The 11,195-nt window shown below is 69.4% G+C and carries 9 protein-coding genes; 5 read left to right on the top strand and 4 right to left on the bottom strand.

From position 1 onward, the window contains the following. Positions 1-23: 23 nt before the first annotated feature. The 3 genes from G4D87_RS24445 to G4D87_RS24435 form a co-directional block, all read right to left on the bottom strand. The gene (locus tag G4D87_RS24445) at positions 24-1,304 is read right to left on the bottom strand and encodes a sterol desaturase family protein (RefSeq protein ID WP_163784621.1); all 1,281 of its coding nucleotides are present in this window, start codon (positions 1,302-1,304) and stop codon (positions 24-26) included. A gap of 40 nt (positions 1,305-1,344) precedes the next feature. Next, positions 1,345-2,649, bottom strand: coding sequence for an aminotransferase class I/II-fold pyridoxal phosphate-dependent enzyme (locus G4D87_RS24440; RefSeq protein ID WP_163784620.1), 1,305 nt, complete (start codon positions 2,647-2,649; stop codon positions 1,345-1,347). A gap of 430 nt (positions 2,650-3,079) precedes the next feature. After that, entirely contained in the window at positions 3,080-3,484 is a 405-nt protein-coding gene (locus tag G4D87_RS24435; protein ID WP_163784619.1) for a hypothetical protein, read from the bottom strand. A gap of 369 nt (positions 3,485-3,853) precedes the next feature. On the opposite strand from G4D87_RS24435, the gene G4D87_RS24430 reads away from it, so the two are divergent. After that, entirely contained in the window at positions 3,854-6,145 is a 2,292-nt protein-coding gene (locus tag G4D87_RS24430; protein ID WP_240358554.1) for a hypothetical protein, read from the top strand. A 22-nt stretch (positions 6,146-6,167) separates the two neighbouring features. Here G4D87_RS24430 and G4D87_RS24425 read toward each other — a convergent pair whose 3' ends face one another. After that, a complete protein-coding gene (locus G4D87_RS24425) occupies positions 6,168-7,154 on the bottom strand; it encodes a zinc-dependent alcohol dehydrogenase family protein (RefSeq protein ID WP_163784617.1) in 987 nt (328 codons plus the stop codon). 258 nt (positions 7,155-7,412) lie between these two features. On the opposite strand from G4D87_RS24425, the gene G4D87_RS24420 reads away from it, so the two are divergent. The 4 genes from G4D87_RS24420 to G4D87_RS24405 all read left to right on the top strand — a co-directional run. Continuing rightward, the gene (locus G4D87_RS24420; protein WP_176412215.1) at positions 7,413-8,330 is read left to right on the top strand and encodes a DUF6310 domain-containing protein; all 918 of its coding nucleotides are present in this window, start codon (positions 7,413-7,415) and stop codon (positions 8,328-8,330) included. Continuing rightward, a complete protein-coding gene (locus G4D87_RS24415; RefSeq protein ID WP_163784615.1) occupies positions 8,327-9,082 on the top strand; it encodes a DUF5953 family protein in 756 nt (251 codons plus the stop codon). The genes G4D87_RS24420 and G4D87_RS24415 overlap by 4 nt, the downstream gene beginning before the upstream one ends. Before the next feature lie 100 nt (positions 9,083-9,182). After that, positions 9,183-10,058, top strand: coding sequence for a DUF2381 family protein (locus G4D87_RS24410; protein WP_163784614.1), 876 nt, complete (start codon positions 9,183-9,185; stop codon positions 10,056-10,058). Continuing rightward, positions 10,055-11,195: serine/threonine protein kinase (locus G4D87_RS24405; protein WP_240358553.1), on the top strand; the 1,141-nt coding region annotated here is incomplete at its 3' end. The genes G4D87_RS24410 and G4D87_RS24405, both read left to right, overlap by 4 nt.

Below are 11,195 nucleotides of genomic sequence, written 5' to 3'. Positions count from 1 at the left end.
CGTCGGAACAGGGGGCGAGGCGCTCAGGCGGCCAGGGCGCCGGTGCCTCGCGTGGAGGTGTCAGCGCCTTCGTGGAACGCGGCGCGGAAGCGCAGCAGCCACGCGGCGCTGAGGATGGGGTGGAGCAGGAGGGGGAGCGCGCTGACCAGCGGCACGCCCTCCATCAGCGCCAGGGCGGGAGCCAGCAGGGCGATACCCGCCAGCCGCGCCAGCTCCTGCCGCCACGCGGAGGCGCGCGCGTCCATCAGCGCGCCCAGGCTCCAGGCGCCGAAGAGGACCAGCCCCAGCGTCACGGCGCGGGCCAGGGGGCTGAGCGTGTCCAGGTACCACGCGAGCAAGAGGATGCTGGCCGCCAGGCTGAAGAACTGCGTCACGCAGTAGGCGGTGACGGGCAGGGGCAGGCGCGGGTCGTACTTCTTGAAGGTGGCGGAGGGGCCGTCATCTGGGTGGCCGGTGAAGCGCTCCTGGCGCAGCGACGGCGGGCTCCAGTCCGGCCCCTTGATGAAGCACAGCACCTTGTCGCCCAGCCGCGCGCAGGCGGCGGACTTCTGGAACAGCTCCACGAAGTAGTGGAAGTGCGCGGTGAGGGGGTTCCACGAGCGCAGGCTGCTGCGCAGGCCGTAGACGGGCGGCTGGTCCTTCAGCTCCGGCTGGTAGGTGCGGAACAGCAAGTCCCAGACGACGAGGATGTTGCCGTAGTTCTTGTCGATGTACGGCGTGTTGCGGCTGTGGTGGACGCGGTGCTGGGAGGGCGTGACGAGCACGTACTCCAGCCAGCCCAGCGGCGGCACGTAGGTGTTGTGGATGGCGTACTGGAAGATGAGCTGGATGCCGGTGATGCCCAGGAACACCTCCGGCGCGATGCCCAGCAGCGCCATGGGCACGAAGAAGGGCCACGTCGTCAGCTCACCCAGCGCGCTCTGCCGCACCGCGAGGCCGAAGTTCATGTCCTCGCCGGAGTGGTGGGCGACGTGGACGCCCCACATCCACGCCATGGTGTGGTGCATCCGGTGCGCCCAGTAATAGAAGAAGTCGTAGGCGAAGAAGGCCACCACCCACGTCCACGCGGAGTCCTTCGCCAGGCTGAAGAGGGCGTGGTGCTTGTAGACGTAGCCGTAGAAGACGAAGGTGGCGCCCGCGATGACCACGCTGCCCAGGACGGTGAGCAGGCTCATCGTCACGTTGGTGAGCATGTCGTTGAGTCGGTAGGCCGGCTTGCGCCGCAAGTGCCCTACCACCAGCTCGATGAGGATGGGGGCGAGGAACACGGGCAGGCCGTAGAGGAGCTGTTCCTTGAGGTCCATGGCAAGTCTCCCAGGGGCGTGGGTGTCGAAGGGCGCCGGTTCAGGTGCCGGTCTGCTGGAGCGGCGGCGCGTCCAGGAGGTTGAGTTTGCGGCTGCAGCGCTCCAGCGCGTCCAGGAAGCGGTCCAGGTCCGCCTGGATGAGGTTGGCGCTGACGTTGATGCGCAGGCGCGTGCGGTTCTTGCTCACGGCGGGGTAGCCCACCGGGTTGACGTAGATGCCCTCCAGGTGGAGCAGCCGCGTCAGCTCGAACGTCTTCTCGTAGGCGGGCATCAGGATGGGGATGATGGGGGACTCGCTGTTCATGCAGTCCAGGCCCATGGCGCGGATGCCGGCGCGCAGGTAGTTCTCGTTGTGGTGCAGCCGCTCCTGCAGCTCGGGCTGCTCCTGGAGGATGCGGATGCCCTCCAGCAGGCCCGCGGCGATGGGCGGCGGCAACGAGGCGGAGAAGATGTAGCCGTTGGAGCCGAAGCGCAGCAGGTCGATGGTGGCCTTGGACCCGGCCGCGAAGCCGCCGATGCCCGGCAGGCCCTTGCTGAGGCTGCCGGTGAGCACGTCCACCTGCGACTGGAGGCCGAAGAAGGCCGGGGTGCCGCGGCCGTTGGGGCCCATGGCGGCGGTGGCGTGCGCGTCATCCACGAGGACGAAGGCGTTGTAGCGCTCCGCCAGCGCCGCGATGCCCGGCAGGTCCGCCACGTCGCCGTCCATGCTGAAGACGCCGTCGGTGATGATGAACTTGCGCTGCTCGCGCGGCAGCTTCTTCAGCGTGGCCTCGATGCTGCGCAGGCTCTTGTGCCGGTAGGTGCGGATGTCCGCGCCCGACAGCTTCAGCCCGTCGATGATGGACTGGTGGTTGAGCATGTCCGACAGCACCACGTCGCCCTCGCCACACAGCGCCGACAGCACCGACAGGTTCGCCGCGTAGCCGCTGCTGTAGGTGACGCAGTCCTCGAAGCCCAGGAACTCCGCCAGCGCGCGCTCCAGCTCCAGGTGCAGCTCACACGTCCCGTTGAGCAGCCGCACGCCGCTGACCGTCGTCCCGTAGCGGCGCAGCGCCGCCTCCGCCGCGGCCACCACGCGCGGGTGCCCATTCAATCCGGAGTAGTTGTAGGAGCCGAAGTGGAGGACGTCCCGAGGCCCCTCCGCGTCCAGGCGGGCATCCCGGCGCGTCGGGCTGAAGCTGACGCGCGCCTCCCGGCCTGGCATCCCGTGAAACACCCGCCCGATGACGTCACAGTGATGGTTGTCCACGTAGTAATGGACCGCCTTCTGGACTTCCTGGAGCCGGGCGGAGCCCACGGCGAGGTCACGGTTCTTCTCGGGAAAGGCATTGCGGATTGGGTCCATGACGGTGGCTTCCTGGTGCGCGTCTGGCGGGCGCTTCCGTCCACCGGGCAGGCGCGTCCCACCCACCGCGCCACTCAAGCCGCGGATACGAGCGTACGAATCCTGACCGGCGGCCTGGAAGGAGGGGGCCGCTGTTCGTGGAGAGGTCTCCAGCGCAGTTGTGACGATGTGTGGGTTCTGGGCAGCCACGCCGCTGAGCATCCCTGAGAATGCTCGATACGGTCCCCCGTTCGTGGCGAATCACAGATATCGAGCAATGGATATTGTGTCAACGGATAACCGGATTTTTACGTAAATACCATATTCGCTACCTGAGCCATCCTTCAACTCCCTTCGGTGTGCTCACCCGTGGCGTGTGCCCGGGGGTGGCTGGCGCGAAGGGAAGGAAGGAGGAGCGGGCGCGGCGGGCGCGCCCGCTCCGGCAGACGGCTTACGGGTCTTCAGCGGGGATGGTGCAGATCCACGTGCCGTTGGAGCGGCAGAAGCAGCCACCGGTGGGGACGCCCGGCACGCAGCAGTCACGCGAGACGCCGGGGGTGGCGCAGCGGGTGCCATTGAGGTTCACGCACATCTGGCGCGGGTCCGTGCAGTCGGGCGGCACGGGGGGCGGGCAGTACTGGTAGTTGCCATTGCACTGGACAAAGTCCTGGTCCGAGGCGGAGCAGGTGGTGCCCGTACACGACAGCACGGTGCCGTCGGAGCAGGACGTCGAACAGGAGACGAGGGCGCTCGACTCCTCGCCCAGCGCCTCCCCCGGCTCCACGGCTTCAACGCCACCACAGGCCACCAGGGTCGACACGGCGAGCGCCGCCAGGACAGCAAAGGTCTGCTTCATGAGGTGTTTCTCCTTGGGTGAGGGCTACATTCGGCTTGGGCAAGGAGGCAGGTTCTCAGCCCTGGCTCGGCTCGTGTCAATTCCTGCCCAGCTGAATCCACCGGCCCACAGGTGGAGCGCCCGCCGGACAGCAACAGCAACGAGAGAAGTTGAGAGGAATTGAAACATTTTGAGTTACAGTCACGCCAGGGTGGGGCGGAGTGGCCCCAGTCGGTGTAGAGAAGACGCATGCCTCCCCCGCTGGAGAATGGCGCCCGCCGAGGGGCCCAGGTCCGCTGCCCGGCCTGCACGCGAATGCACGCACCGGACCTTCTGTGTCCCCGGTGCGACTGTGGCCCGGTTGCGCCAGAGCGGTACGGCGCCGCGCGGATGCTCGTGCACGCGGGGGTGGACCGGTATGCGCTGGCAGACCGGGTGGTGCTCCTCCCCACCTCGATGGCGGAGCGCCTGGAGGCGCGCTACGCGAGGATGTGGGCGCGTGTGCGGCGGCTGCTCGTCGACGTGCGGCGCTGCGAACAGGCGTTGTTGCTCCAAGGCTTCGAGGAGGAGGTCGAGGACCGGTGGGCCCAGCGGCTTCCCTGGCACGTCCCAGAGGAAGCGTCCGCTGGCGAGCCGGAGGAGGGGTTGCACACCGCCGTCCCCGCGCCGGAGCTGCGGTGGCTCTCCGCGTTGGTGGAGGTCCACGAAGGGGCGCCTTCGCATGCGGCGCTCGAGGCGGTGCTGCCGTGCCTGGAGGATGACGGCCGCTTCGGCTTCGAGGCGGCGCTGGCGCTCACCCGGTGGCGGGTGTGGCCACGCGCGCGCAGGTCCCGGGTGGACACCACGCGCATCGCGCGGCTCGCGCGCGCCGCCTTCGCCCGGTTTCCAGCGCAGGGCGCGCGGGCCGCCGTGGCGTGGGTGCGGGCCACCGGGCAGGCGCCGGAGGTGGACCTGCTCCGCGCGCTGCGCGAGGGACTGCGCCATCCGGACGCGGACGTGTGCTTCGAATGCGCGCTCTGCTTGGAGGACGAGGACGGCCTCCTCGACGCCGTGGAGTCCGAGGACCTGGCGCGGGCCGCGGAGGCGCGTCGGGCGTTGGCGGCGCGCGGCTCCGTGCGGTTGCTGGAGCGGATGGCGTCGCGTGGGGACGCGGACTTCGCGCTCGACGTGTTGCGGCGGCTGCCCGCGCAGGCGCCTCCGGGGGCGCTGAGCGCGTTGTTCGCCGTGTCGGGCCGGGTGGAGGGCGGACTGGCGGAGGCGCTGCATGGCTGGGCCCGGGGACGGCCCTTCGCGGAGCTGTCGCCGGAGGAACGTGCGTTGTGGGCGGACTGGGCGCTCGCGCGGCTGGCGCGACTCTCCGCGGAGGATGCCCTTCGTTTCCTCGAGTGGGCCGCCGCCGCGCCGGGCGCGGACCGCGTGGAGGAGACGCGCGCCTTCGTCTCCGCCGTGTCGGAGTCCCTGGCGCGTGAGCCACCGTCGCTTCGCGCCAGCCGCTTCCAGGACGCGGCCTTCTGCCGGTTCCTCACGCTGGCCGACGAGGAAGACGCGCTCCGGCTGCGCACGTGGAGTCGCGAGGCGCCGTGCACGGCGCTGTTGCTGGAGGCGGTGCTGTCGCTGCCCTCGCGGCTGCGGTGGGGCGACGCGCTCGCTCCCGGCCAGGGGGCGCGTCTGTTGATGGCGCTCTGGACAGGGGAGGGCCGTGAGCGCCTGCTGGCGCCGCTGGCGAAGGCGGTGCGCGCGTGGAGTGGCGGCAGTCAGGAGGCCGTGTTCATCGACGCCGTGTGGCGGCGCTTCCAGCAGCACCCGGACGAGCGCGCGGACCTGCTCGCCACCTTCACGCCGTGGCGGGCGGCGCTCTGGGAGCGGCAGCAGGCGGCGGAGCCTGACGCGGTGGTGTGCTTCCAGGCCTGGTGGCCGGTGGACGCCCCGGAGCGGCTGCCGGAGCGCGTGGAGGCGCTGGTCCGTCAGGCGCCTCCGGAGGACCTGTCGCGCCGCCTCGCGCCGGTGTGGAAGGCGGCGGAGGTCCGGGTGGCGGCGTGGCCGCGTGCCACCTCGCTCGCGGTGTCCCACGCGGCGGCGGTGTTGTCGGGAGCCGTGAGGCAAGGCGTCGACGCGCTCGAACTGGACGCGGAGCGCTTCCTGGCCTGGTTCCCCAGCTTCCGGGAGCGTGTCGGCGCCGCGTCACCCACGTCGAGTGAGCGGAGCGACTCCCGCGACTTCCTGGAGGCCATCGAGGTCGATGTCCGGCTGATTCGGGAGCACCTCGAGCGGAGGCGGGAGCGGGAGGAACAGGCGCGCGAGGCGGAGCTCCGGCGCACGGTGGAGGCGTCCCGCCAGCGGGACCTGGAGCGCCAGCGGGCGTTGCTGGCGCGGCAGGTGGAGGCGTCACCGCCCGCGCATGCCGTGGAGGTCGCGCCGCTGGTGCTGCTGAATCCGCGCGGGCCGGTGCAGCCGCTCGACCTGGAGGTGTGCTTCCCGGAGGCCCGGCTGCGCACGCTGCTGGACTACACGCGGTTGTTGAAGGTCATGAGCGCGAACAACGACGTGATGGCGGTGTTCGAGGCGCACGGCCTGTCGGTGGCCACCTGGACGTCGGAGGCCACCGCCTGGGGGGCGCTGCTGGTGAGGCGCCCGGAGCTGGCGCTGCGCTTCGGGGCGTTGTTCCAGGGGCCCTGGGCCTGACGGCGCGGCGGCGCTCGGCGCCTCAGAGCGGGCCGTTGGGCGTGAGGAGCACCTTGCCGGAGCGCCCCCCTTCCATGGCGCGCGTCAGGGCCTCCTGGATGGACTCCAGGGGGAAGGTGCCCTCCACCGGAACGTGGAGCGCGCCCTCGGCCACCTGCTTCGCGAGCCGGGCGAACAGGGCGCCCTGCTCCTCGCGCGGCGTCTTCTTCATCCACGTCACCAGCCAGAAGCCGCGCAGGGTGACGTCCTTGAAGATGGTGGCGGCGGCCGACAGCCGCGGGCCCTTGCCGCTCATCACGCCGTAGTTCACCACCACGCCGCCGCGCGCGAGCGTGTCACCCAGGCGCCGGGTGGACTCACCGCCGACGGCGTCGATGGCCAGCCGGACCTTGGCGCCGCCCGTCACCTCGCGCACGCGCTCCGGCAGCTCCTCCGAGTCCAGCAGCACGGCGTCCGCGCCCAGCGCGGTGAGCTCCGGCGCCAGCGCCTCGCGCCGCACCACGTTCAGCGTCTTGAAGCCCGCTTGCTTCGCCAGGGTGATGATGGAGCGGCCCACCGCCGAGTTGGCGGCGTTCTGAATCACCCACTCGCCGGGCTGAAGCGCGACGAAGTCCCGCAGCAGCAGGTCCGCGGTGGGGGGATTGATGAACAGCATGGCGGCCTGCCGCAAGTCGGTCCCCGGTGGCACCCGCAGGAGCGAGTCCGCGGGGGCGACCAGGTGGCTGCACCAGGTGCCCGCGCCCACCGGGAGGAACACCACGTCACCCATCTTCACGGCGCTGGAGTCCTGGACCTCGACGACGCGGCCGACGCCTTCGTTGCCGGGCACCGCGGGCAGCTTCGGGAGCTGTCCGTACTGGCCGCTGAGCGTGAGGAGGTCGGAGGGATTGATGGGCGTGGCCAGCACTTCAATCCGGGCCTCGCCCGGCTTCAGCGCCACGTCCGGCTGCTCCACGACCTCCACCACCTCCAGGGGCTGCCCGAAGGCCGAAAACCGTACTGCTTTCATGGGACGCTCCATGTTCCGTGTGGGAGTGCGGGCCGCACCCTAGCGGCCTTCGGCGGGCGCGCCGAGTGTCCAGACGGACGACGTGCTCCACCGCCGCGTGGGTGGGACGGCGGCGGCCTGTCCACCGCTGGACGCGATGTCGGTCGAGAGTCTCCTGCGCGGAGCCGTCGGACGCCGCGGCGCCGGTTCAGCTTCGCCACGCCTGCTATCATCCACATGTGCCCCGCTGCCTGGTGACTTGAAGAAGAGGCCGTGTCCATGCGCTCCCTTGCGTGCGTCGCACTCCTGACCTTCCTCGCGGCCTGTGCCACGTCGGCACCGCCTGGGGGCGCACACGGTGGCCGGGGGCAAAGAGTCGCCAATCTCCAGCGCGCGGCGGCGCTGCCGTGGAGGGATGGTGGGCGGTGCGTCGTCCGTGAGGCGTCGCGCCCTTGGCCGGTGCTGGTGGAGCGGTGCTATCCGGCCCTGGAGCATGAGCGGCTCAAGTTCCGCGACACCACGGGGAACTGCGCGGTCGCCTCGGCGGGCGCCGCCGCCGTGGGAGTCGGGCTGTGTGTGCTGGCGGCGCCTGAGATTGCCGTGGGGGCAGTCATTGTCCTTGGCGTGGTGGTGGTGGCAGTCGCCATCAAGGAGGCGTTGGACGCGTATGAGCTTCGACACGGCTCCCCCGAGGAGGCAGGGGCCGCGCGAGGGGCGAAGGTGGCCAGCAGGGAGGGTGAAGCGAAGCGGAAGCCCGAACTGGAGCCAGCGCCAGCGGGACAGGACCGGCACCCCCCGGTGCCACCTGGGCCCGTGGACCGGCCGCGCCGCGCCAGTTGCGAGCCTGTTCCGGTGCCACACCGAGGTGGAGATGACAGACACAACGAGTGCGCCGACAGGTTCCCTCCCAACCGTTATCCTGGGATGGACGTGCTGGTTGGCGGTGTCCACTTCGATGCGCTGCAGGTCGGCGCGCGTGTGCTCTGGGAGATCAAGACCCATCGCTTTGACAAATACAGTGACTTCATCCAGGAACAGGAGGTTGAGAAGGAGTTGAATCAGCTAGGAAACGAGCGAAGAGCCGCTGCGGAATGCGGATATGGCTTCGTCGTCGGGGTGAGCACCGATGCGCACAAAGAGGCTCTTGAGGCACAGGACCCAACACTCGATGTCGTCGTCACAGGATGCACACGATGAGCAGGCGTAGACCCCTCACCCTTATTGTCTACGCTCCGGCACTCGTTGGGAGCGATGGCCGCACGCTCGCTGTCGTCCACGGGATGGAACAGGCACTCCCAGGCTTGCGCCTGCAGTGGGAAGTGGGTGAAGGAGGGCGCCTTGTCGCATTGCCACAGCGGGATGCGTGGCTTTTAGAAAGGACCGGCGACGAAGGATTCCCCCTGCTGTGCAACGGGGACGAGAGTTATCCCGTGATGGTTTCGGGAAGGGGGAGATCCGGACTCTTCAGCGCAGGTCGTCAGTCCCAGTTTGAAGTGCATGCAAAGCTGCCACTGGATGAGCCCGTGCTCGCCGCGGCAGCGGCGCTGCTTGAGGGCGTGGCGGAGGGCGCGCACGCGTATTGGGGACATGCATCGCCATATGGTTACGGCTCTGAAGTCGCGCAGCAGTTTCGCCGCTCGCCGCATGGACCGGAACGCTCACCTCGTGGGCTTCCCATGCTCAACCTTCCTGAGAAGCTCCCCACCCCCGAGGTTCCCTGTTTCCTCGGGTGGCTGAACTACTGGTCTGCCGCTGCCGCACGGGCCATCGGGTTCCCGGAGCCTACTCGCGACGCCGAACTGCTCTCACGGGCGCGTCGCACGGCGTCGGGCGGCTGGGTCGTGCAGCTCACGGACGCGCCGCTTGACTACAACAACCCCGAGCACCTGGAAGCGCTCAAGCGGACCTACGAGCGCTTCCCTCCGATTGGCGGACGCTCAGCGCCTTGACCCGGACTCAGGAGCTCGGGGCGCGCCGCCGACCATGGGAAAGTGACCCCTGTGCGAGCGCTCGCGATGGTAGCGTGCCCATTCGGGAGGTCACGTACCCTTGCTCCAACCTTTGAGATTGGCTCTTCCCCTGGCGCTCACGCTCGCGTGGAGTGCCGCCGCGCAGGCCCAGCCGGCCCCGGGGACGCGCGTCGAGCGTCGACGCTCAGTGACCATCGCCAGCACATCCGCCGAACCGCTGCCCGTCGTGCATGTGGCGGCGGACTCGCCGACGGTGTTCCTCTTCTCATCGCCCATTCAGCGGAAGACCCTCACCTTCGACGAATCCCGGATTCGCGTCCTGGATGCCGGCGAGCGCTCCGTCATCATCCAACCCCTGGCCAACCTTGGCGAGGGCGAGCGCCAGGAGCTCGGCGTCTTCTTCGCCGACAGCCGGGCGCCAGCGCGGGCTTCCTTTGTCCTCATGACCGTCCCGGCCGAAGTGGACTCACAGATTGACGTTCAGCGCCCGGAGCCGCCGAGTCCGGCCTGCCCGCCCACGACTCAAGCCCTGGCGCCGAAGCCGGAAGACTTCGTGTTGCTTGGCTATGTGGGAAAGGCAGGCGTCACGACCTCCATCCGCAAGGATAGGGGCGACTCCGCGCAAGGGCTTGAACTGCAGTCGGTCGTCTCCTATCGGGGCGCGGGTTGGATTCTGATGGACGTGACGATCATGAACATTCCCGGCCACCCGGGCTGGATACCACGAGAGGCGACGTTCGCGGGGCGTGCCGGTGTGCCTCTTCGGGCGCGGCTCGTCATGAAGAAGCCGGGGCCCATCTTTCCGGGGGAGATAGGGCGTGTTCTGGCCGTCCTGGAAGTGCCAGAGACGGAAGCGGAGCTCGTCTTCACCCTGGAGGTCCACGGAGATGGGGGGCGTCGCTTCAAGATTCACGACGTGCGCTTCCCGAAGCCCGCCTCGGAGGAGGCTCGATGACCCCGACGCTGCTCAGGATTCCGCCCGGCTCGCTCATTGATGGATGGCGGGTCTCCAGAGCCCTCGGTGACGGAGGCTTCGCGTTCGTCTTCCTTGGTGAAAAGAACGGCAGGCACCACGCCATCAAGGTGGCCCAGCACCGGGAGACCAGCGGGGACCTCAAGCAGACCCATGTCCGGACGCTGCGAGAGTTGACGGCGCTGCTCATGCTGAACCACCCGAACATCGTCCGGCCTCAAGGGCATGGCTTCGCGGAGAGCGGAAACCTCTACCTCGCGCTCGACTATGTCGAAGGCTGGACGCTCGCGGAGTGGGTGGAATGCAAGCACCCGACCGTTCGCGAAATCCTCGGCGTCTTCGAGAAGATCACCGGTGCGCTGTCGTACATGCACGGGCGGGGCATCCTGCATCGCGACTTGAAGCTGTCCAACGTGCTCATCCGGAAGAGTGACGGCGAGCCCGTCATCATCGACTTCAGTTGCGCGACCTACGCCCTCGCAGATGACCTGACGGATGGGGGCTTGCCTCCGGGCACGGAGCGCTACCGCGCGCCGGAGCAGTTTCAATTCCTGCGCGAACACAAGGCCGAGCCGCGGGCCCGCTATGCCTTCCAGGTGGCCGACGAAATCTTCGCTGTCGGCGTCATGCTGCATGAGCTGCTGACCGACCCGCGCCCGACGGAGCCCCGTGCGCGCCTCGACTTGAACAACCCGGCCTTTCCACCGTCGCCGCCCAAGTCGGCGAACTCGCGGGTTCCAGAGCCGCTGAGCGACCTGGTGGAGAGCATCCTGTCCAGAGAGCCCACGCGGCGACCGGTCGACACCGAAGCGCTGCGCCGTGAGCTGGCGGACCTCCGGGCGGACCCCGCCGCCGAATACGACGTGCCTGCGCACCCACCTGCGCAACAGCGTCACCGTGGGCCGACACCGGAGGCGGAGTTCGCGGCGTTGGTCGTGCCATCCACACCGCATCCCCTCAATCGGGACGCCGCCCTGCCTGAACGCTCGCGAGGCTGGGTTTGGTGGAGCGGGGCCCTCGCAGGCCTCATCGTGTTTGTCATTGCCGCGCTCCTCTGGCGTGCCGCTGGTGACGTTCCCGGGCGCCCCGCCGAGCCCCGCGTCGTCGAGCGCCCACGTC

The organism is Myxococcus vastator, from assembly GCF_010894475.1.
GTDB lineage: Bacteria > Myxococcota > Myxococcia > Myxococcales > Myxococcaceae > Myxococcus > Myxococcus vastator.
This window is presented reverse-complemented; position numbering and strand designations above follow the sequence as displayed.

Excerpts from the sequence above, each read along its gene's own strand:
- G4D87_RS24445 (WP_163784621.1), bottom strand. The coding sequence starts at position 1,304 with ATGGACCTCAAGGAACAGCTCCTCTACGGCCTGCCCGTGTTCCTCGCC.
- G4D87_RS24430 (WP_240358554.1), top strand. The coding sequence starts at position 3,854 with ATGCTCGTGCACGCGGGGGTGGACCGGTATGCGCTGGCAGACCGGGTG.
- G4D87_RS24420 (WP_176412215.1), top strand. The coding sequence starts at position 7,413 with ATGCGCTCCCTTGCGTGCGTCGCACTCCTGACCTTCCTCGCGGCCTGT.
- G4D87_RS24435 (WP_163784619.1), bottom strand. The coding sequence starts at position 3,484 with ATGAAGCAGACCTTTGCTGTCCTGGCGGCGCTCGCCGTGTCGACCCTG.
- G4D87_RS24440 (WP_163784620.1), bottom strand. The coding sequence starts at position 2,649 with ATGGACCCAATCCGCAATGCCTTTCCCGAGAAGAACCGTGACCTCGCC.
- G4D87_RS24415 (WP_163784615.1), top strand. The coding sequence starts at position 8,327 with ATGAGCAGGCGTAGACCCCTCACCCTTATTGTCTACGCTCCGGCACTC.
- G4D87_RS24425 (WP_163784617.1), bottom strand. The coding sequence starts at position 7,154 with ATGAAAGCAGTACGGTTTTCGGCCTTCGGGCAGCCCCTGGAGGTGGTG.